Genomic DNA, 18,003 nt, shown 5'->3' on the forward strand with positions numbered 1-18,003 from the left:
CTGAAATGGGCGGCCATAGCGGGTAATAGCCCCGTGCACTTAAGAGGTTTACAACATGACTATTGGTGTAGTCGGCCGGAAATGCGGTATGACCCGCGTTTTCACTGAAGATGGTGTTTCCATTCCTGTTACGGTGGTCGAGGTCGAGCCCAACCGTATCACTCAAGTCAAGACCCTCGACAAGGATGGCTACAACGCCATTCAAGTCACCGTAGGCGAGCGCCGCGCCAGTCGGGTCAGCAAGCCCATGGCTGGTCATTTTGCCAAGGCCAATACTGCTGCAGGTCGCAGCGTATGCGAATTCCGCCTGGAAGACGGTGCAGAGTTCGAAGCTGGCGCAGAAATCAATGTCGGTATTTTCGAAGCGGGCCAGAAAGTAGACGTTACCGGTCAGTCCAAAGGTAAGGGCTTTGCCGGTACCATCAAGCGCTGGAACTTCCGCGGTCAGGATGCCACCCACGGCAACTCCGTGTCCCACCGTGTCCCCGGCTCCATCGGCCAGTGCCAGACCCCGGGTCGCGTATTCAAGGGCAAGAAGATGTCCGGTCACATGGGCGCCGAGCGCGTGACCGTGCAGACCCTGGAAATCGTACGCGTTGACGCCGAACGTAACCTTCTGCTGATCAAGGGCCCGGTACCCGGTGCTCCCGGTAGCGACGTCATTGTGCGCCCGGCAGTCAAGGCCAAGGGTTAAGGGGGAGTTCTCATGAATCTGAATGTAGCTGGTGCGAGCGCGATCGAAGTTTCCGATCAGACCTTTGCCACCGAGTTTAACGAAACCCTGGTTCACCAGGCTGTTGTTGCCTACATGGCCGGTGGCCGTCAGGGCACCAAGCAGCAGAAGACCCGTTCTGAAGTGTCCGGTGGCGGCAAGAAGCCCTGGCGTCAGAAGGGCACCGGCCGTGCCCGTGCCGGTACCATCCGCAGCCCGATCTGGCGTGGGGGCGGTACCACCTTCGCAGCTCGTCCGCGCAACTTCGAGCAGAAGCTGAACCGCAAGATGTACCGCGGCGCCATGCGCTCCATCCTGTCCGAGCTGATCCGTCAGGATCGCCTGGTGGTTGTCGAGAGCTTCGGTGTGGACGCGCCCAAGACCAAGGCCCTGGTTGGCAAGCTGAACGAGCTGAATCTGGATAACGTGCTGATCGTTACCGATAGCCTCGACACCAACCTGTACCTGGCTGCACGCAACCTGCCGCACGTCGACGTACGTGACGTACAGGGCTCTGATCCGGTCAGCCTGATCGCTTACGACAAGGTGCTGATCACTGTACCTGCTGTCAAGAAGTTCGAGGAGATGCTGGGATGAACCAGGAGCGCATTTTCAAAGTACTGCTCGGCCCGCATGTATCCGAAAAGGCTACCGGTCTGGCCGAAAAGCACAGCCAGATCGTGTTCAAGGTGGATACCACTGCGACCAAGCTGGAAATCAAGAAAGCTGTTGAGCAACTGTTCAACGTCAAGGTCGAGAAGGTTTCGACCCTGAATGTCAATGGCAAGACCAAGCGAACCGTTCGCGGCCTGGGCAAGCGTAATGACTGGAAGAAGGCCTATGTAAGCCTGCAGCCCGGTCAGGACATCGACTTCGCCAGCGCTGAATAAGAAAGGGGTACATCATGGCAATTGTTAAATGTAAACCTACTTCCGCTGGCCGCCGCTTCGTTGTAAAGGTCGTTAACTCGGACCTGCACAAGGGTGCTCCCTATGCACCTCTGCTGGAGAAGCAAGGCAAGTCCGGTGGTCGTAACAACAATGGTCGTATCACCACGCGTCATCGTGGGGGCGGCCACAAGCAGCACTACCGTCTGGTCGATTTCCGTCGCAACAAGGATGGCATTCCTGCCACCGTGGAGCGCGTGGAATACGATCCGAACCGTACCGCTCATATTGCTCTGCTGAAGTATGCTGACGGCGAGCGTCGCTACATCATCGCCCCCAAGGGCGTGGTAGCTGGCGATCAGCTGATCAGTGGTGCCGAGGCGCCGATCAAGCCGGGTAACTGCCTGCCGCTGCGCAATATCCCGGTTGGTAGCACCATCCACGCGATCGAACTGAAGCCCGGCAAGGGTGCTCAGGTTGCCCGGAGTGCCGGTGCTTCCGTCCAGCTGGTAGCTCGCGAAGGTGCCTATGTCACCGTTCGTCTGCGCTCTGGCGAGATGCGCAAGGTCCTCGGCGAGTGCCGTGCCACCCTGGGTGAAGCATCCAACGGTGAACACAGCCTGCGCTCCCTGGGCAAGGCCGGTGCCACTCGCTGGCGCGGCGTACGTCCGACTGTTCGTGGTGTTGCCATGAACCCGGTCGACCACCCGCATGGTGGTGGTGAAGGGCGTACTTCTGGTGGTCGTCATCCGGTGTCGCCGTGGGGCTTCCCCACCAAGGGTGCCAAGACTCGGTCCAACAAGCGCACTGACAACATGATTGTCCGTCGTCGCAGCAAGTAATAGAGGGGAAACGACGTGCCGCGTTCTCTGAAGAAAGGTCCTTTTATCGATCTTCACCTGTTGAAGAAGGTCGAAGTCGCAGTAGAAAAGAACGATCGCAAGCCGGTTAAGACCTGGTCGCGCCGTTCCATGGTACTGCCGCAGATGGTCGGTCTGACCATCGCTGTACATAACGGTCGTCAGCATGTGCCGGTTATCGTTACCGAAGACATGGTCGGCCACAAGTTGGGCGAATTCGCTGCCACCCGTACCTATCGTGGTCACGCGGCAGACAAGAAAGCCAAGCGCTAAGGGGACAGGAAGATGGAAGTAGCCGCTACGCTCAAGGGCGCCAAACTTTCTGCCCAGAAAGCACGCCTGGTTGCCGACCAGATCCGCGGGAAGAAAGTAGATGAGGCCCTGAACCTGCTGACTTTCAGCAACAAGAAGGCCGCTGACGTCATCAAGAAAGTGCTGGAGTCGGCCATTGCCAACGCCGAGCACAACGATGGCGCAGACGTGGATGACCTGAAGGTCTCCACCGTGTTTGTAAACGAAGGTCGCTCCCTGAAGCGCATCATGCCGCGTGCCAAAGGCCGTGCTGATCGCATCGTAAAGCGGTCTTGCCACATCACGGTCAAGGTTGCTGACAAGTAGGAGTCGATCATGGGTCAGAAAGTAAATCCGACGGGTATTCGCCTCGGTATCGTAAAACAGCACACTTCGGTGTGGTACGCAGATGGTCGCACTTACGCTGACTATCTGAACACTGATCTGAAGGTACGTCAGTACATTCAGGACACTTTGAAGAGCGCCTCTGTCAGCCGCGTTGATATCCAGCGTCCGGCTCAGACCGCCCGCATCACCATCCACACTGCCCGTCCCGGTATCGTGATCGGCAAGAAGGGTGAGGACGTCGAGAAGCTGCGTCAGGAACTGACCAGCCAGATGGGCGTGCCGGTGCACATCAACATCGAAGAGATCCGCAAGCCGGAGCTCGACGCTGCCCTGGTTGCTCAGAGCGTTGCTCAGCAGCTGGAACGCCGCGTGATGTTCCGTCGCGCCATGAAGCGTGCTGTACAGAACGCCATGCGTATCGGTGCCAAGGGTATCAAGATCCAGGTCAGCGGCCGTCTCGGCGGCGCCGAGATCGCCCGTACCGAGTGGTACCGTGAAGGGCGTGTGCCGCTGCACACCCTGCGTGCCGACATCGACTACGCGACGGCTGAAGCCCACACCACTTATGGTGTGATCGGTGTGAAGGTTTGGATTTTCAAAGGCGAGATCATTGGTGGTCAGCCCGAGGAAGTCAAAGCCGTCGCGACCAAGAAAAAAGCTGCTAAGTAAGGGGTACGCACATGTTACAACCCAAGCGTACGAAGTTCCGCAAGCAAATGACCGGCCACAACCGTGGTCTGGCGCATCGCGGCAGTAAGGTGAGCTTTGGCGAATACGCTCTGAAATCCGTCAGCCGTGGTCGTCTGACCGCGCGTCAGATCGAAGCGGCACGTCGTGCTCTGACTCGTCACGTCAAGCGTGGCGGTAAAATCTGGATCCGTGTCTTCCCTGACAAGCCGATCTCCAAGAAGCCCCTCGAGGTGCGGATGGGTAAAGGTAAGGGTAACGTCGAATACTGGGTAGCCCAGATTCAGCCGGGCAAGGTCCTGTACGAGATTGAAGGTGTTTCCGAAGAGCTGGCGCGTGAGGCATTTGCCCTGGCCGCTGCCAAGCTGCCGCTGGCAACCACCTTTGTTAAGCGGACGGTGATGTGATGAAAGCGACAGAACTTCGTGAAAAATCTGCCGAGCAGCTGAATGAACAGCTGCTCACCCTGCTGCGCGATCAGTTCAATCTGCGCATGCAGAAGGCAACCGGTCAACTCGGTCAGAGTCACCTGCTGAAGCAGACCAAGCGTGACATCGCTCGAGTCAAGACTGTGCTCAATGAGAAAGGTGGTAACTGATCATGGCCGAGAACTCTATTGTTCGTACTGTTACTGGCCGTGTGGTCAGCGACAAGATGGAAAAAACCATTACCGTGCTCGTTGAGCGCCAGGTAAAGCATCCGCTGTACGGCAAGTACGTACGCCGCTCTACCAAGCTGCACGCGCATGACGAGAACAACGAATGCCGCATCGGCGATATCGTGACCATTCGGGAAACCCGCCCCTTGGCCAAGACCAAGAGCTGGACCCTGGTTCAGATCGACGAGCGCGCGGCGCAAGTCTAAGCCCCGCGCGGTATAGCGGATTATTTAAGGGTCGGAGAAAGTTATGATTCAGACTCAATCCATGCTGGATGTGGCTGACAACAGTGGTGCACGTCGTGTCATGTGCATCAAGGTTCTGGGCGGTTCTCACCGTCGCTACGCTGGCATTGGCGATATCATCAAAGTGACCGTGAAGGAAGCGATTCCGCGCGGCAAAGTAAAGAAAGGCCAGGTGCTGAATGCGGTCATCGTGCGTACCCGTCACGGCGTTCGCCGTACCGACGGTTCGCTGATCCGTTTCGATGGCAACGCTGCTGTTCTGCTCAACAACAAGAATGAGCCGATCGGTACCCGCATCTTTGGGCCAGTGACTCGTGAACTGCGTAACGAACAGTTCATGAAGATCGTTTCCCTCGCGCCCGAAGTGCTGTAAGGAGCCCGGTCATGCAAAAGATCAAACGTGACGACGACGTCATCGTCATCGCCGGTAAAGACAAAGGCAAGCGCGGCAAGGTCCTCAAGGTCCTGGCTGACAACCGCCTGGTTGTGACCGGTGTCAACATTATCAAGCGCCACACCAAGCCGAACCCCATGGCTGGTGTACAGGGCGGTATTGTTGAAAAGGAGGCGCCCATCCACGTCTCCAACGTGGCTATCTTCAACCCTGAGACCAGCAAGGCCGATCGCGTCGGCTTCAAGGTCGAAGACGGTAAGAAGGTTCGTATTTTCAAGTCGACCCAAAAAGCCGTCGACGCTTGAGGGTCCAGGTGCTTACCATGGCTAGATTGAAAGAACATTACCGGAACAACCTGGTTCCCAAGCTCAAGGAAGAACTGGGCCTGCAGAACGTGATGGAAGTTCCGAAGATCACCAAGATCACCCTGAACATGGGCCTTGGTGAAGCAGTAGGTGACAAGAAAGTCATCGAGAACGCACTGGCTGACCTGGAGAAGATCACAGGCCGCAAGGGCATCGTGACCTACTCCCGCAAGTCCATTGCCGGCTTCAAGATTCGTGACGGTTGGCCGATCGGCGTCAAGGTAACCCTGCGCCGTGAGCAGATGTACGAATTCCTGGATCGTCTGCTGTCGATCTCGCTGCCGCGTGTGCGTGACTTCCGTGGTCTGAATGCCAAGTCCTTCGACGGTCGTGGCAACTACAGCATGGGTGTCAAGGAGCAGATCATCTTCCCGGAAATCGATTACGACAAGATCGATGCCCTGCGTGGTCTGGACATCACCTTCACCACCACTGCCCGTAACGACGACGAAGGTCGCGCGCTGCTGCGTGCATTTGCCTTCCCGTTCCGTAACTAGGAGTCGCACATGGCCAAAATCAGCATGAAGAACCGCGAGGCCAAGCGCGCTCGTCTGGTTGCCAAGTACGCTGCCAAGCGTGCTGAACTGAAGGCGCTGGTTGGTAACGTCAACGTTTCCGTCGAGGAGCGTTGGAACGCCCAGGTTGCCCTGCAGAAACTGCCGCGTGATGCGAGCCCGGTGCGTCAGCGTAATCGCTGCCGCGTCACCGGCCGTCCGCACGGTGTATACCGCAAATTTGGTCTTTCCCGCATCAAACTGCGCGAAGCTGCCATGCGCGGTGATGTACCCGGTCTGGTCAAGGCCAGCTGGTAAACAAGACCTTACTTACTCGTTTCAGGAGCACCAAGCCCATGAGTATGCAGGACCCGTTAGCAGATATGCTGACCCGTATCCGTAATGCCCAGATGGCTGAAAAGTCCAGTGTCAGCATGCCTTCGGCAAAGCTGAAGGTGGCTGTCGCCAAAGTATTGACCGAAGAAGGCTACGTAGCCGGTTACGAAGTTCAGGGCGACGCCAAGCCTGTCCTGTCCATCGAACTGAAGTACTTCGAAGGCAAGCCGGTCATTGAAGAACTCAAGCGCGTGAGCCGTCCCGGCCTGCGCCAGTACAAGTCCGCCGACCAGCTGCCCAAGGTCAAGGGTGGACTGGGTGTATCGATCGTCTCCACCAACAAGGGTGTGATGACTGATCGTGCCGCTCGCGCTGCCGGTGTCGGCGGCGAAGTACTCTGCACCGTATTCTGATAGGGGGTTACGATGTCTCGCGTCGCCAAGAACCCTGTCAAACTGCCACAGGGTGTAGAAGTAAAGGTTGAAGGTCAGGAAGTATCGGTCAAGGGCCCCAAGGGTGCTCTGAATCTGACCATGCATCCTTCCGTTGAATTGATCCAGGAAGAGGGCGAGCTGCGTTTCGCACCGCGTCCCGGAAGTCCGAATGCGGCCATGGCCGGCACTACCCGTGCTCTGGTCAACAACATGGTTGTCGGCGTAAGCCAGGGCTTCGAGCGCAAGCTGCAGCTGGTTGGTGTGGGTTATCGTGCAGCCGCCAAGGGTCAGACTCTGTCCCTGGCACTGGGCTTTTCCCACCCGGTCGAATATCAACTGCCTGAGGGCGTTTCCGTGGAAACCCCCAGCCAGACTGATATCGTCATCAAAGGTATCGACAAGCAACTGATCGGTCAGGTTGCCGCGGAAATCCGCGACTTCCGTCGCCCAGAGCCTTACAAGGGCAAGGGTGTCCGTTACGCCGATGAGATCGTGCGTCGTAAAGAAGCCAAGAAGAAGTAGGGCATAGCAAAATGAGCGATAAAAAAGTTATTCGTCTCCGTCGCGCTCGTCGTTCGCGTCTGAAACTGCGCGAGCTCGAAGCCGTACGTCTGTGCGTATACCGTTCTTCGCAGCACATGTACGCACAAGTGATCTCCGCCGATGGTTCCAAGGTACTGGCCAGCGCTTCCACTCTGGATGCCAGTCTGCGTGGTGGTAACACCGGTAACGTAGAAGCCGCCAAGAAAGTAGGCCAGCTGGTTGCCGAGCGTGCCAAGGCCGCCGGTATTACTCAGGTCTCCTTCGACCGTTCCGGCTTCAAGTATCATGGCCGCGTGAAAGCGCTGGCCGACGCCGCTCGTGAAGGCGGGCTGGAATTCTAAGGGTAGAGCTATGGCTAATTTCGATCAAAAGCGTGACGAAGGTTACATTGAGAAGCTGGTTCAGGTTAACCGCGTCGCCAAGGTAGTCAAAGGCGGTCGGATCTTTGCCTTCACAGCGCTGACAGTAGTTGGCGACGGCAATGGTCGTGTGGGCTTCGGTCGTGGCAAGGCGCGTGAAGTGCCTGCTGCCATCCAGAAGGCCATGGAAGCCGCACGTCGTAACATGATCCAGGTGGACCTGAACGGGACCACCATCCAGTATCCGCTGCGCGCGGCTCACGGTGCCTCCAAGGTATTCATGATGCCCGCCTCCGAAGGTACCGGTGTTATCGCCGGTGGCGCGATGCGTGCCGTTCTGGAAGCCGCCGGCATCCACAACGTACTGGCCAAGTGTTACGGTTCCACTAACCCGGTCAACGTCGTTCAGGCTACCTACAAGGGTCTGAAGTCCATGCAGTCGCCCGATTCCGTGGCGGCCAAGCGGGGCAAGACCGTTGAAGACATCGTGGGGTAAGCTGAGATGGCTAATGCAAAAATCAAAGTCACCCAATACAAGAGCGTGATCGGTCGTCTGCCGAGCCACAAGGCCTGCATCCAGGGTCTGGGTCTGCGTCGCATCGGTCACACCGTCGAAGTCGAAGATACTCCGGCTGTTCGTGGGATGATCAACAAGGTCGCCTACATGGTGCGGGTTGAGGGTTAAGACATGAAATTGAATGATCTGCGTTCCGCGCCCGGATCCCGCCCAGCCAAGCTGCGCGTCGGTCGTGGTATCGGCAGCGGCCTGGGCAAGACTGCCGGCCGCGGCCACAAGGGTTTGACCTCCCGCTCCGGCGGTACCGTCGCTCCCGGGTTCGAGGGTGGTCAACAGCCGTTGTACCGCCGTCTGCCCAAGTTCGGCTTCGTCTCGCGCATTGCGCAGGTGACTGCCGAAATCCGCACCAGCGAGCTGAACAAGCTGGATGTTGATGTCATCGATCTGCAAGCGCTGAAAGATGCCAACATCATCGGCAGCAAGTATGTGCGTGCCAAAGTCGTCCTGTCCGGCGATGTGACCAAAGCGGTCACCATCAAGGGCCTGGCGGCTACCAAGGGTGCCCGTGCAGCAATCGAGGCAGCCGGCGGCAAGATCGAGGAATAAGGACTACATGGCTAAGCAAGGTGCTCTCTCTGGAATGAATCAAGGCGGCCTGAGCGAACTCTGGGGGCGCCTGCGCTTCCTGTTCCTGGCAATCATCGTTTACCGAATCGGCGCTCATATACCGGTGCCCGGTATCAACCCTGATCGCCTGGCTGATATGTTCAGACAGAACGAGGGCACCATTCTTAGCCTGTTCAACATGTTCTCCGGTGGCGCCCTGGAGCGGATGAGTATTTTCGCTCTGGGGATCATGCCGTACATCTCTGCATCCATCATCATGCAGCTGATGACGGCGGTGAGCCCGTCGCTTGAGCAGTTGAAGAAGGAAGGCGAGTCCGGTCGCCGCAAGATCAGCCAGTACACGCGCTATCTGACGCTGGTGCTGGCCCTGATCCAGGCGGTCGGCATGTCGGTTGGTCTGGCCAGTCAGGGCGTGGCTTTCAATACTGGGTTCGGCTTCTATTTCATAGCCGTCGTGACCTTCGTGTCGGGCGCCATGTTCATGATGTGGCTGGGCGAACAGATCACCGAGCGGGGTATCGGCAACGGCATTTCGATGCTGATCTTCGCCGGTATCGTCGCCGGTCTGCCGAGCGCCGTGGGGCAGTCCTTCGAGGCGGCCCGCCAGGGTGATATCAATATCTTCGCCCTGATGGTGATCGGTGCACTGGCTGTGGCCATGGTGGCCTTCGTGGTCTTCGTTGAGCGTGGCCAGCGGCGGATTACCGTCAACTATGCCAAGCGTCAGCAAGGCCGCAAGGTGTTTGCCGCACAGACCAGCCATCTGCCCCTCAAGGTCAACATGGCTGGTGTGATCCCGGCGATCTTTGCCAGCAGTATCCTGCTGTTCCCGGCTTCGCTGGGTACCTGGTTCGGCCAGGGCGACGGTATGGAGTGGCTGCTGAAGATCACCCGCTCGCTCGAAACAGGGCAGCCGTTGAACATCATTCTGTTCAGTGCAGGGATCATCTTCTTCTGCTTCTTCTACACAGCGCTGATGTTCAACCCCAAGGATGTGGCTGACAATCTGAAGAAGTCAGGCGCCTTCATTCCGGGTATCCGCCCGGGTGAACAATCCGCCCGCTATATCGACGGCGTACTGACCCGCCTGACCATGTTCGGTGCGTTGTACATGACTGCGGTGTGTCTGTTGCCGCAGTTCCTGATGGTATCGGCCAACGTGCCGTTCTATCTGGGTGGTACCTCGTTGCTGATCGTGGTTGTGGTTGTGATGGACTTCATGTCCCAAGTACAATCGCACCTCGTTTCACAGCAGTACGAGTCTCTTTTGAAGAAATCGAACCTGAAAGGTTACGGCAGCGGCATGCTGCGCTGATTTTTCGGGATTGGAGAACGATATGAAAGTTGCAGCATCAGTCAAGAAGCTTTGCCGTAACTGCAAGGTCATCCGTCGCAATGGCAGCGTACGGGTTATCTGCAGTGCTGAGCCCCGTCACAAGCAGCGCCAGGGTTGATAGCAACACCAGCACTGATTGAAGACTACGTCTCAGGATAACCGCCGCCCGACCTGTTGAATGGTCGGGTGGTTGATTTTTTTATATGTTAGCGCTACCCTACTGCACCCTTTTTCTCGCAACCTGGTTGTGTTGGGTTGAGTCAGGTAGCTGTCAGACGGAGTAAATTTGGATGGCCCGTATTGCAGGCGTCAACATCCCGGATAACAAGCATGCTGTTATCTCTCTGACCTATATCTATGGTATCGGTCAAACCAAGGCACAACAGATCTGTGCCGCCGCTGGCATTGAGCCCAGCGCCAAGATCAAGGATCTGAGCGAGGAGCAGATTGATCTGCTGCGTAACGAGGTCGCCAAGAACACCACTGAAGGTGACCTGCGCCGCGTGATCAACATGAACATCAAGCGTCTCATGGATCTGGGTTGCTATCGTGGTCTGCGTCATCGTCGTGGTCTTCCGGTTCGCGGCCAGCGCACCAAGACCAACGCCCGTACCCGCAAGGGTCCGCGCAAGCCGATCCGTAAGTAATCGCGAAGGAATATACAGATATGGCTAAGCCTGCTGCTCGTGTTCGTAAGAAAGTAAAAAAGACGGTGGTTGATGGGATCGCCCACATCCATGCGTCGTTCAACAACACCATCATCACCATCACCGACCGTCAGGGCAATGCTCTGAGCTGGGCGACTTCCGGTGGCTCCGGTTTCCGCGGTTCGCGGAAAAGCACTCCCTTTGCTGCACAGGTTGCAGCCGAGCGTGCTGGCCAGGCCGCACTGGAATATGGTCTGAAAAACCTCGACGTTAATGTGAAGGGCCCTGGCCCGGGTCGTGAGTCCGCCGTACGTGCGCTGAATTCCTGTGGTTACAAGATCAGCAGCATTACCGACGTCACCCCCATCCCACATAACGGCTGTCGCCCGCCCAAGAAGCGCCGCGTGTAATCAGGAGACGGTTAAATGGCTAGATATATTGGTCCCAAATGTAAGCTGTCTCGTCGTGAAGGCACTGATCTGTTCCTCAAGAGCGGTGTTCGCGCGCTGGACTCCAAGTGCAAGCAGGACAATGCGCCTGGCGTGCATGGTCAGCGTCGCGGTCGTCTCTCCGAGTACGGTACCCAGCTGCGCGAGAAGCAAAAAGTTCGTCGCATCTATGGCGTCCTGGAGCGTCAGTTCAGCAACTACTACAAGGAAGCTGCCCGTCTGAAGGGTGCTACCGGTGAGAACCTGCTGCAACTGCTCGAGCGTCGTCTGGACAACGTGGTCTACCGCATGGGCTTTGGTGCAACTCGCGCCGAAGCGCGTCAGCTGGTATCCCACAAGGCAATCAGCGTTAACGGCAAGACCGTGAACATCGCTTCCTACCTGGTATCCCCGGGTGACGTGGTAGCCGTTCGCGAAAAGGCCAAGAACCAGCTGCGCATCAACAGCGCCCTGGAACTGGCGGCCCAGCGTGGCCAGGCAGAGTGGCTGCAAGTCGATACTGCCAAGAAGGAAGGTGTCTTCAAGAGCCTGCCCGCCCGGAGTGATCTGTACGCCGACATCAACGAAAACCTGATCGTCGAGCTCTACTCCAAGTAAGCGATAGTCAGCAAAAGGTGCCTTTCATGCAAAATTCGGTTGCCGAGTTTCTTACTCCACGTCATATCGACGTTCAAGAAGCCTCGCCCACGCGTGCCAAGATCACTCTTGAGCCGCTGGAGCGTGGCTTCGGTCATACCCTGGGCAATGCGCTGCGGCGCATTCTGCTCTCGTCCATGCCCGGTTGTGCCGTGGTAGAGGCGGAAATCGATGGCGTTTTGCATGAGTACAGCGCCATTGAAGGCGTCCAGGAAGATGTCATCGAGATCCTGCTGAACCTCAAGGGTCTGGCAGTCAAGATGCATGGTCGCGACCAGGTTACCCTGACCCTGTCCAAGAAGGGTGAGGGCCCGGTCACCGCTGGCGATATCCAGCTGGATCACGATGTGGAGATCGTCAATCCCGATCACCACATCGCCACGCTGTCCGCCAACGGCGCGCTGAACATGAAGCTGGTGATTGCCCGTGGTCGCGGTTATCAGCCCGCTGATGCCCGCCAGTCCGATGAGGACGAGAGCCGTTCCATCGGTCGTCTGCAGCTCGATGCTACCTACACCCCGGTGCGCCGTGTGGCCTACGTAGTCGAGAGCGCGCGGGTTGAACAGCGCACTGACCTGGACAAACTGGTTATCGACCTGGAAACCAACGGTACTCTGGATCCGGAAGAAGCGATTCGTCGCGCTGCCACCATCCTGCAGCACCAGCTGGCCGCCTTCGTTGACCTGAAGAGCGATCAGGAGCCGGTGGTGGAACAGCAGGAAGACGAGATCGATCCGATCCTGCTGCGCCCGGTTGACGACCTGGAGCTGACTGTCCGTTCGGCCAACTGCCTGAAAGCAGAAAACATTTACTATATTGGCGATCTGATCCAGCGTACCGAAGTGGAACTGCTGAAGACCCCGAACCTGGGCAAGAAGTCCCTGACCGAGATCAAGGACGTTCTGGCTTCCCGTGGTCTGTCACTCGGTATGCGTCTGGACAACTGGCCGCCTGCTAGCTTGAAGAAGGACGACAAGGTTAACGCCTGATCGTCTGACACCGAGGAATTGAGAGATGCGTCATCGTAAAAGTGGTCGTCACCTGAGTCGGACCAGCTCGCACCGCAAGGCCATGTTCCAGAACATGGCAGTGTCGCTGTTCGAAAACGAACTGATCAAAACCACTCTGCCCAAGGCCAAGGAATTGCGCCGCGTTGCAGAGCCGCTGATCACCCTGGCGAAAGAAGATACCGTAGCCAACCGCCGTCTGGCGTTTGACCGCACCCGCAGCAAAGAAGCTGTAGGCAAGCTGTTCAACGACCTGGGCAAGCGCTACGCAGACCGTCCCGGCGGCTATATCCGTATCCTCAAGTGCGGCTTCCGCGCTGGTGATGCGGCACCCATGGCCTACGTGGAACTGGTTGACCGCCCCGAACTGGCTGCTGCTTCCGAAGAGTAAGCTGCAACAGTTCACGAAGAACCGGGCTCTGGCCCGGTTTTTTGTGCCTGACATTCAGTCATGCAAAAAGCCTATCGTCGTCGTTTGATCAACTCATTGGTTCAATAGAAGGCGGCTCCCTATCATGTCCCCATCGCCAGCGAGTCGCTGGCAGTACGACTTCAGGAGATGGGATATGACAGACAAACCAAGACTCACCACGGTAGCAGGTGCCCCCGTTGCAGATAACCAGAATGTGATGACCGCAGGGCCCCGCGGTCCCATGCTGCTGCAGGACGTCTGGTTCCTGGAGAAGCTGGCGCACTTCGATCGCGAAGTGATCCCGGAGCGCCGCATGCATGCCAAGGGCTCGGGTGCCTTCGGTGAGTTCGTTGTCACCCATGACATCAGCCAGTACACCAAGGCACGGATCTTTTCGGAGGTCGGCAAGCGCACCCCGATGTTTGCCCGCTTCTCCACCGTGGCCGGTGAGCGTGGCGCGGCTGACGCCGAGCGCGATATCCGTGGCGCAGCCTTGAAGTTCTACACCGAGCAGGGCAACTGGGACCTGGTGGGCAACAACACCCCGGTGTTCTTCTTCCGCGACCCGCTGAAATTCCCCGACCTCAACCACGCGGTGAAGCGCGACCCGCGCACCAACATGCGCAACGCCAACAACAACTGGGACTTCTGGACCGGGTTGCCCGAGGCGTTGCACCAGATTACCTACGTCATGGGTGATCGGGGTATTCCCGCCGGCTACCGCCACATGCACCTGTTCGGCTCGCATACCTACAGTTTCATCAGCGCCGATCACAAGCGCTACTGGGTCAAGTTCCACTTCAAGACCCAGCAGGGCATCAAGAACCTGACCGACGCGGAAGCAGCCGCCATCGTGGCCAATGACCGCGAAAGCTCTCAGCGGGACCTGTACGAGGCGATCGAGAACGGTGACTTCCCGCGCTGGACCATGTACGTGCAGATCATGCCCGAGGAAGAGGCTGCCAACTATCGCTTCCATCCGTTCGATCTGACCAAGGTCTGGTCGAAGAAGGACTACCCCCTGATCGAGGTGGGCTACATGGAGCTCAACCGCAATCCGGACAACTACTTCCAGGATGTGGAGCAGGCCGCCTTCACTCCGGCCAACGTGGTGCCCGGCATCAGCTTCTCGCCGGATCGCATGCTGCAGGGTCGTCTGTTCTCCTACGGCGATGCGCAGCGCTACCGTCTGGGTGTGAACCACCACCAGATCCCGGTAAACGCGCCCCGTTGCCCGGTCCACAGCTATCACCGCGATGGTGCCATGCGGGTTGACGGCAACCAGGGCAGCCGCCTGCATTACGAGCCGAATACTTATGGCGAATGGCAGCAGCAGCCCGATTTCAGCGAGCCGCCGATGGCGCTGGAAGGTGCGGCAGCCCGTTACGATTACCGCGAGGAAGATAACGACTACTTCACCCAGCCGGGCAACCTGTTCCGTCTGATGTCGGCAGACGAGCAGCAGCGTCTGTTCCAGAACACGGCGCGGGCCATGAACGGGGTGGAGCGCCATATCATGATTCGCCACATCACCCACTGCTACAAAGCCGATCCGGATTACGGCAAAGGTGTAGCAGCAGCGCTGGGAGTACCGATGTCTGAAGTGCCGGTCTGATTACACCGGTGGTTGGAACGGCCCGCGACGTGGTACAAGTCGCGGGTTTTTTGTATTTGCTTTTGGTGGGTACGTTGACGCAGCCTGAGCTGGAGTGTCTGTGCATGCCTATGCGCTGGTACGACCCTGCTACGACACGCCGTGAATACTTCCCTGTAGGCTCGTTGATGACATCCCTGTCATCAAACGGTCGTATCAGGGTCGTACCAACGCAACGGCGGAAACGTCTGAGCTGCTGATGGTTTTCTTACAGCGGCTCGGAGTTTGCTGGCGGGTTGGGCTGCAGGGTTGTGCCGACCGTCGGTTTTCAGGGATGAAAACCGCGAGCCTACAGGGACGTATTCACGGCGTGTCGGCACGGCCCTGCAGCCCAGCACGGCCTTACACGGTTTATCAGCCGGCATCTATATGGCTGTTAAGAAGCTACCAATCCAGAAAAAGCCCCTGACACGTGACCGCAGCAGGGGGCTTCTCATACAGCTGATCGAGCAATCAGAACGCCGGAACCACCGCGCCCTTGTACTTCTCTTCGATGAAGGCCTTCACCTCGTCGCTCTGCAGCGCGTTAACCAGCTTGCCGACGGCTTCGGCGCCCTTGTTGTCGGAGCGGGTGACCAGGATGTTGGCGTAGGGGGAATCCTCACCTTCGATGGCCAAGGCGTCGGTGGTGGGGTTCAGGCCGGCTTCCAGAGCGTAGTTGGTGTTGATCAGAGCCAGATCCACCTGATCCAGAACGCGGGGCAGGGTGGCCGCTTCCAGCTCGCGGATGCGCAGCTTGTGCGGGTTGTCAGCGATGTCACGCGGGGTGGACAGGATGTTGGTGTCGTCCTTCAGGGTGATCAGCCCGGCCTTGGCCAGCAGCAGCAGAGCGCGGCCGCCATTGGTGGCGTCGTTGGGGATGGCCACGGTGGCGCGGCTGGGGATGTTGTCCAGCGATTCCAGCTTGCTGGAATAGATACCGAAGGGCTCGACGTGGACGTTGGCCACGCTCACCAGATCGGTACCGCGACCCTTGTTGAACTCATCCAGATAGGGCTTGTGCTGGAAGAAGTTGGAATCCAGACGACCTTCGGCGACCTGCAGGTTCGGCTGCACGTAGTCGGTGAAGACCTTGATATCCAGCTCCACGCCCTGTTCGGCCAGAGTGGGTTTGACGAACTCGAGGATCTCCGCGTGGGGAACAGCAGTGGCGGCGACGCTGAGTTTCTCAGCAGCGTGGGCGCCGAACGCAGTGGCCAGCGCCAGAACAGCTACGATCTTTTTCATGAAATGCTCCGAAAGGTGAGGTCAGTGCCTGTTATTTATTTACGGGAATAGTGGACAACCAGGCGGTCGCCGATACTTTGCAGAATCTGCACCAATACCAGCAGTAATACAACGGTAACCACCATTACATCAGTCTGGAATCGCTGATAACCGTAGCGGATGGCCAGGTCACCCAGGCCACCCCCGCCGACCACGCCGGCCATGGCGGTATAGGACACCAGGGTAATGGCGATCACGGTGATCGCAGCAATGATGCCGGGGCGCGCCTCCGGCAGCAGGGCGCGGGTGATGATCTGCGCCGTGGTGGCGCCCATGGACTGGGTCGCCTCGATGATGCCCCGATCCACTTCGCGCAGGGCGGTTTCCACCAGACGGGCGAAGAAGGGGGTGGCACCCACCACCAGCGGCGGAATGGCGCCGGCCACGCCCAGGGAGGTGCCGGTAATCAGCTTGGTCACCGGGATCATCACGATCAGCAGGATGATGAAGGGCAGCGAGCGCAGGGCGTTGACGATCAGTGACAGCACCGCGTACAGGCCGTTGCGCTGGAACATCTGCCGAGGCCCGGTGAGAAACAGCAGGATACCCAGCGGCAGCCCGAACAGCACGGTGAACAGCAGCGAGCCACCCAGCATCAGCAGGGTATCCAGGGTGGCGATCCAGATGTCGTACCAGTCGATATTGGTGAAGAGTTCGCTCATGTGCGTAGTACCTCGACATGCACTTGGGAGGCCTGCAGCTGGGCCATGGCGGCATCCACATCACCCCCGATCAGGGCCAGGGTCAGCTGGCCGCAGGGCAGGTCACGGATGCGGTCGATGCGACCGGCGAGAATGCTGTAGTCCACGCCGGTGGCCCGGGCTACCTGGCCGAGCAGCGGGGCGAAGGTGGACTCGCCGAGGAAGGTCAGGCGCAGGATGCGGCCCGGCACATGGGCAAAGTCGTCGGCCTGCTGTTCATCGCTCTCGTCGTCGAACACGAAGCTGCGGGTGGTCGAATGCTGCGGGTGCAGGAACACGTCGGTGACCTGACCCTGCTCGACGATATGGCCGCCGTCCATCACCGCCACCTGATCACAGACCCGGCGGATCACGTCCATCTCGTGGGTGATCAGCACTATGGTCAGCTTCAGTTCCTGATTGATCTCCGCCAGCAGCTGCAGCACCTGACGGGTGGTGTGGGGGTCGAGGGCGCTGGTGGCCTCGTCGCACAGCAGTATGCTCGGCTCGGTGGACAGGGCGCGGGCAATGCCGACCCGCTGTTTCTGGCCGCCGGACAGCTGCGCCGGGTACTTGTTGGCGTGATCGCTCAGGCCGACCCGTTCCAGCAGCGCGCGCACCCGCTGGTTGATCTGCCCGCGATCCAGCTCGCCGGCCAGCCGCAGGGGCAGGGCGACGTTGTCCGCCACCGTGGCCGAGGACAGCAGGTTGAAGTGCTGGAAGATCATCCCCACCCGCTGACGGAAACGGCGCAGGCCGGCGGCATCCAGCGCGGTGACGTCCTCGCCGTTGACCCGGATGCGGCCGCTGCTGGGTTCTTCCAGACGGTTGATCAGGCGCAGCAGGGTGCTCTTGCCGGCCCCCGAATGGCCGATGATGCCGAACACCTGACCCGCTTCAATGGTCAGGTCGGTGCTGTGAAGGGCGGGAATCTCACGCCCTGCTACCTGGTAGGCCTTGGTTACCTGCTGAAATTCAATCACAAGGGTTCCCGTAGAACATGGTGAATTGCATGATTGTCGCCGGATGGCGCGGGTTGGCAGTTTATCAGGGCTGGCGCTCCAGGGGGTATTGACCGGGCAGTTCTCCTGACGTCCGAGAGGCGAGTAACGGATCATCTGGTGAGCTACGGGCGGTTATTGAGCGAGGGCGGGCCAAC

31 protein-coding genes are annotated in these 18,003 nt (G+C 58.6%); 28 read left to right on the top strand and 3 right to left on the bottom strand.

Annotation, left to right across the window (positions count from 1 at the left end):
* Positions 1-55 precede the first annotated feature (55 nt).
* The 28 genes from rplC (at position 56) to VF673_RS14115 (ending at position 14,859) form a co-directional block, all read left to right on the top strand.
* The gene (gene rplC, locus VF673_RS13980; RefSeq protein ID WP_090540751.1) at positions 56-694 is read left to right on the top strand and encodes a 50S ribosomal protein L3; all 639 of its coding nucleotides are present in this window, start codon (positions 56-58) and stop codon (positions 692-694) included.
* Positions 695-706: 12 nt separating this feature from the next.
* Positions 707-1,309, top strand: a complete 603-nt coding sequence (rplD, locus tag VF673_RS13985) for a 50S ribosomal protein L4 (RefSeq protein WP_090540749.1) — start codon at positions 707-709, stop codon at positions 1,307-1,309.
* Positions 1,306-1,602, top strand: a complete 297-nt coding sequence (rplW, locus tag VF673_RS13990) for a 50S ribosomal protein L23 (RefSeq protein ID WP_090540747.1) — start codon at positions 1,306-1,308, stop codon at positions 1,600-1,602. The genes rplD and rplW overlap by 4 nt, the downstream gene beginning before the upstream one ends.
* 14 nt (positions 1,603-1,616) lie before the next feature.
* A complete protein-coding gene (rplB, locus tag VF673_RS13995; protein ID WP_090540745.1) occupies positions 1,617-2,441 on the top strand; it encodes a 50S ribosomal protein L2 in 825 nt (274 codons plus the stop codon).
* 15 nt (positions 2,442-2,456) lie between these two features.
* Positions 2,457-2,732, top strand: coding sequence for a 30S ribosomal protein S19 (gene rpsS / locus VF673_RS14000; protein ID WP_090540742.1), 276 nt, complete (start codon positions 2,457-2,459; stop codon positions 2,730-2,732).
* Positions 2,733-2,744: 12 nt separating this feature from the next.
* Positions 2,745-3,077, top strand: a complete 333-nt coding sequence (gene rplV, locus VF673_RS14005) for a 50S ribosomal protein L22 (protein WP_090540741.1) — start codon at positions 2,745-2,747, stop codon at positions 3,075-3,077.
* Between the two features lie 9 nt (positions 3,078-3,086).
* A complete protein-coding gene (gene rpsC, locus VF673_RS14010) occupies positions 3,087-3,767 on the top strand; it encodes a 30S ribosomal protein S3 (RefSeq protein WP_090540740.1) in 681 nt (226 codons plus the stop codon).
* Positions 3,768-3,778: 11 nt separating this feature from the next.
* Entirely contained in the window at positions 3,779-4,192 is a 414-nt protein-coding gene (gene rplP / locus VF673_RS14015) for a 50S ribosomal protein L16 (RefSeq protein ID WP_036993714.1), read from the top strand.
* Positions 4,192-4,383 (top strand): 50S ribosomal protein L29, encoded by a 192-nt coding sequence (gene rpmC / locus VF673_RS14020; protein WP_090540736.1) that lies wholly within the window; start codon positions 4,192-4,194, stop codon positions 4,381-4,383. Before rplP ends, rpmC begins: the two co-directional genes overlap by 1 nt.
* 2 nt (positions 4,384-4,385) lie before the next feature.
* The gene (gene rpsQ / locus VF673_RS14025) at positions 4,386-4,649 is read left to right on the top strand and encodes a 30S ribosomal protein S17 (protein WP_090540734.1); all 264 of its coding nucleotides are present in this window, start codon (positions 4,386-4,388) and stop codon (positions 4,647-4,649) included.
* 43 nt (positions 4,650-4,692) lie between these two features.
* Positions 4,693-5,061 carry a 50S ribosomal protein L14 gene (gene rplN / locus VF673_RS14030; protein ID WP_088277353.1) on the top strand — a complete coding sequence of 123 codons (369 nt, stop codon included), beginning with the start codon at positions 4,693-4,695 and terminating at the stop codon, positions 5,059-5,061.
* Positions 5,062-5,072: 11 nt separating this feature from the next.
* Positions 5,073-5,387 (top strand): 50S ribosomal protein L24, encoded by a 315-nt coding sequence (gene rplX, locus VF673_RS14035; protein ID WP_090540732.1) that lies wholly within the window; start codon positions 5,073-5,075, stop codon positions 5,385-5,387.
* 17 nt (positions 5,388-5,404) lie between these two features.
* On the top strand, positions 5,405-5,944 hold the full coding sequence (rplE, locus tag VF673_RS14040) for a 50S ribosomal protein L5 (RefSeq protein ID WP_273128344.1): 540 nt from the start codon (positions 5,405-5,407) through the stop codon (positions 5,942-5,944).
* 9 nt (positions 5,945-5,953) lie between these two features.
* The gene (gene rpsN / locus VF673_RS14045) at positions 5,954-6,259 is read left to right on the top strand and encodes a 30S ribosomal protein S14 (RefSeq protein ID WP_090540727.1); all 306 of its coding nucleotides are present in this window, start codon (positions 5,954-5,956) and stop codon (positions 6,257-6,259) included.
* A 38-nt stretch (positions 6,260-6,297) separates the two neighbouring features.
* Positions 6,298-6,690, top strand: coding sequence for a 30S ribosomal protein S8 (rpsH, locus tag VF673_RS14050; protein ID WP_090540722.1), 393 nt, complete (start codon positions 6,298-6,300; stop codon positions 6,688-6,690).
* 12 nt (positions 6,691-6,702) lie between these two features.
* Entirely contained in the window at positions 6,703-7,233 is a 531-nt protein-coding gene (gene rplF / locus VF673_RS14055) for a 50S ribosomal protein L6 (protein ID WP_320330288.1), read from the top strand.
* A gap of 11 nt (positions 7,234-7,244) precedes the next feature.
* On the top strand, positions 7,245-7,595 hold the full coding sequence (rplR, locus tag VF673_RS14060) for a 50S ribosomal protein L18 (protein ID WP_320330289.1): 351 nt from the start codon (positions 7,245-7,247) through the stop codon (positions 7,593-7,595).
* A 10-nt stretch (positions 7,596-7,605) separates the two neighbouring features.
* Entirely contained in the window at positions 7,606-8,109 is a 504-nt protein-coding gene (rpsE, locus tag VF673_RS14065) for a 30S ribosomal protein S5 (protein ID WP_036993694.1), read from the top strand.
* Between the two features lie 6 nt (positions 8,110-8,115).
* Complete coding sequence (rpmD, locus tag VF673_RS14070; protein ID WP_044501138.1) at positions 8,116-8,298, top strand: 50S ribosomal protein L30; 183 nt, start codon at positions 8,116-8,118, stop codon at positions 8,296-8,298.
* A 3-nt stretch (positions 8,299-8,301) separates the two neighbouring features.
* A complete protein-coding gene (gene rplO / locus VF673_RS14075) occupies positions 8,302-8,736 on the top strand; it encodes a 50S ribosomal protein L15 (RefSeq protein WP_440292394.1) in 435 nt (144 codons plus the stop codon).
* 7 nt (positions 8,737-8,743) lie between these two features.
* Positions 8,744-10,072 (top strand): preprotein translocase subunit SecY, encoded by a 1,329-nt coding sequence (secY, locus tag VF673_RS14080; protein ID WP_090540714.1) that lies wholly within the window; start codon positions 8,744-8,746, stop codon positions 10,070-10,072.
* Positions 10,073-10,094: 22 nt separating this feature from the next.
* Positions 10,095-10,211: a 50S ribosomal protein L36 gene (gene rpmJ, locus VF673_RS14085; protein WP_074781302.1), complete on the top strand. Its 117-nt coding sequence runs from the start codon at positions 10,095-10,097 to the stop codon at positions 10,209-10,211.
* A 172-nt stretch (positions 10,212-10,383) separates the two neighbouring features.
* Positions 10,384-10,740: a 30S ribosomal protein S13 gene (rpsM, locus tag VF673_RS14090; RefSeq protein WP_090540712.1), complete on the top strand. Its 357-nt coding sequence runs from the start codon at positions 10,384-10,386 to the stop codon at positions 10,738-10,740.
* Positions 10,741-10,760: 20 nt separating this feature from the next.
* Complete coding sequence (rpsK, locus tag VF673_RS14095; RefSeq protein WP_090540710.1) at positions 10,761-11,150, top strand: 30S ribosomal protein S11; 390 nt, start codon at positions 10,761-10,763, stop codon at positions 11,148-11,150.
* 15 nt (positions 11,151-11,165) lie between these two features.
* Positions 11,166-11,786, top strand: coding sequence for a 30S ribosomal protein S4 (gene rpsD / locus VF673_RS14100; protein WP_090540709.1), 621 nt, complete (start codon positions 11,166-11,168; stop codon positions 11,784-11,786).
* A 26-nt stretch (positions 11,787-11,812) separates the two neighbouring features.
* Positions 11,813-12,814: a DNA-directed RNA polymerase subunit alpha gene (locus VF673_RS14105; RefSeq protein ID WP_090540707.1), complete on the top strand. Its 1,002-nt coding sequence runs from the start codon at positions 11,813-11,815 to the stop codon at positions 12,812-12,814.
* Between the two features lie 25 nt (positions 12,815-12,839).
* Positions 12,840-13,223 carry a 50S ribosomal protein L17 gene (rplQ, locus tag VF673_RS14110; RefSeq protein WP_090540706.1) on the top strand — a complete coding sequence of 128 codons (384 nt, stop codon included), beginning with the start codon at positions 12,840-12,842 and terminating at the stop codon, positions 13,221-13,223.
* Between the two features lie 175 nt (positions 13,224-13,398).
* A complete protein-coding gene (locus VF673_RS14115) occupies positions 13,399-14,859 on the top strand; it encodes a catalase (protein ID WP_440292395.1) in 1,461 nt (486 codons plus the stop codon).
* Positions 14,860-15,351: 492 nt separating this feature from the next.
* Here the strand turns inward: VF673_RS14115 and VF673_RS14120 are convergent, their stop codons facing one another.
* From VF673_RS14120 to VF673_RS14130, 3 genes are read right to left on the bottom strand one after another with little or no spacing between them, the layout of a single operon-like run.
* Positions 15,352-16,125 carry a MetQ/NlpA family ABC transporter substrate-binding protein gene (locus VF673_RS14120; protein ID WP_440292396.1) on the bottom strand — a complete coding sequence of 258 codons (774 nt, stop codon included), beginning with the start codon at positions 16,123-16,125 and terminating at the stop codon, positions 15,352-15,354.
* 35 nt (positions 16,126-16,160) lie between these two features.
* Positions 16,161-16,826, bottom strand: coding sequence for a methionine ABC transporter permease (locus tag VF673_RS14125; RefSeq protein ID WP_090540701.1), 666 nt, complete (start codon positions 16,824-16,826; stop codon positions 16,161-16,163).
* Positions 16,823-17,827, bottom strand: coding sequence for a methionine ABC transporter ATP-binding protein (locus tag VF673_RS14130; protein WP_440292397.1), 1,005 nt, complete (start codon positions 17,825-17,827; stop codon positions 16,823-16,825). The genes VF673_RS14125 and VF673_RS14130 overlap by 4 nt, the downstream gene beginning before the upstream one ends.
* Between the last annotated feature and the right edge of the window lie 176 nt (positions 17,828-18,003).

The sequence above is a fragment of the Halopseudomonas sp. Lyrl_26 genome, assembly GCF_051948695.1.
GTDB classification, from domain to species: Bacteria; Pseudomonadota; Gammaproteobacteria; order Pseudomonadales; family Pseudomonadaceae; genus Halopseudomonas; species Halopseudomonas formosensis.

Coding starts and splice junctions, on each gene's coding strand:
- rpmC (WP_090540736.1), top strand. CDS start 4,192: ATGAAAGCGACAGAACTTCGTGAAAAATCTGCCGAGCAGCTGAATGAA.
- rpsQ (WP_090540734.1), top strand. CDS start 4,386: ATGGCCGAGAACTCTATTGTTCGTACTGTTACTGGCCGTGTGGTCAGC.
- secY (WP_090540714.1), top strand. CDS start 8,744: ATGGCTAAGCAAGGTGCTCTCTCTGGAATGAATCAAGGCGGCCTGAGC.
- rplV (WP_090540741.1), top strand. CDS start 2,745: ATGGAAGTAGCCGCTACGCTCAAGGGCGCCAAACTTTCTGCCCAGAAA.
- rpmJ (WP_074781302.1), top strand. CDS start 10,095: ATGAAAGTTGCAGCATCAGTCAAGAAGCTTTGCCGTAACTGCAAGGTC.
- rplO (WP_440292394.1), top strand. CDS start 8,302: ATGAAATTGAATGATCTGCGTTCCGCGCCCGGATCCCGCCCAGCCAAG.
- rplC (WP_090540751.1), top strand. CDS start 56: ATGACTATTGGTGTAGTCGGCCGGAAATGCGGTATGACCCGCGTTTTC.
- VF673_RS14105 (WP_090540707.1), top strand. CDS start 11,813: ATGCAAAATTCGGTTGCCGAGTTTCTTACTCCACGTCATATCGACGTT.
- rpsC (WP_090540740.1), top strand. CDS start 3,087: ATGGGTCAGAAAGTAAATCCGACGGGTATTCGCCTCGGTATCGTAAAA.
- VF673_RS14125 (WP_090540701.1), bottom strand. CDS start 16,826: ATGAGCGAACTCTTCACCAATATCGACTGGTACGACATCTGGATCGCC.
- VF673_RS14115 (WP_440292395.1), top strand. CDS start 13,399: ATGACAGACAAACCAAGACTCACCACGGTAGCAGGTGCCCCCGTTGCA.
- rpsK (WP_090540710.1), top strand. CDS start 10,761: ATGGCTAAGCCTGCTGCTCGTGTTCGTAAGAAAGTAAAAAAGACGGTG.
- rplN (WP_088277353.1), top strand. CDS start 4,693: ATGATTCAGACTCAATCCATGCTGGATGTGGCTGACAACAGTGGTGCA.
- rplD (WP_090540749.1), top strand. CDS start 707: ATGAATCTGAATGTAGCTGGTGCGAGCGCGATCGAAGTTTCCGATCAG.
- rplP (WP_036993714.1), top strand. CDS start 3,779: ATGTTACAACCCAAGCGTACGAAGTTCCGCAAGCAAATGACCGGCCAC.
- rplQ (WP_090540706.1), top strand. CDS start 12,840: ATGCGTCATCGTAAAAGTGGTCGTCACCTGAGTCGGACCAGCTCGCAC.
- rpsM (WP_090540712.1), top strand. CDS start 10,384: ATGGCCCGTATTGCAGGCGTCAACATCCCGGATAACAAGCATGCTGTT.
- rpsD (WP_090540709.1), top strand. CDS start 11,166: ATGGCTAGATATATTGGTCCCAAATGTAAGCTGTCTCGTCGTGAAGGC.
- rplE (WP_273128344.1), top strand. CDS start 5,405: ATGGCTAGATTGAAAGAACATTACCGGAACAACCTGGTTCCCAAGCTC.
- rplX (WP_090540732.1), top strand. CDS start 5,073: ATGCAAAAGATCAAACGTGACGACGACGTCATCGTCATCGCCGGTAAA.
- rplF (WP_320330288.1), top strand. CDS start 6,703: ATGTCTCGCGTCGCCAAGAACCCTGTCAAACTGCCACAGGGTGTAGAA.
- rplB (WP_090540745.1), top strand. CDS start 1,617: ATGGCAATTGTTAAATGTAAACCTACTTCCGCTGGCCGCCGCTTCGTT.
- rpsN (WP_090540727.1), top strand. CDS start 5,954: ATGGCCAAAATCAGCATGAAGAACCGCGAGGCCAAGCGCGCTCGTCTG.
- VF673_RS14120 (WP_440292396.1), bottom strand. CDS start 16,125: ATGAAAAAGATCGTAGCTGTTCTGGCGCTGGCCACTGCGTTCGGCGCC.
- rplW (WP_090540747.1), top strand. CDS start 1,306: ATGAACCAGGAGCGCATTTTCAAAGTACTGCTCGGCCCGCATGTATCC.
- rpsE (WP_036993694.1), top strand. CDS start 7,606: ATGGCTAATTTCGATCAAAAGCGTGACGAAGGTTACATTGAGAAGCTG.
- rpsH (WP_090540722.1), top strand. CDS start 6,298: ATGAGTATGCAGGACCCGTTAGCAGATATGCTGACCCGTATCCGTAAT.
- rplR (WP_320330289.1), top strand. CDS start 7,245: ATGAGCGATAAAAAAGTTATTCGTCTCCGTCGCGCTCGTCGTTCGCGT.
- rpmD (WP_044501138.1), top strand. CDS start 8,116: ATGGCTAATGCAAAAATCAAAGTCACCCAATACAAGAGCGTGATCGGT.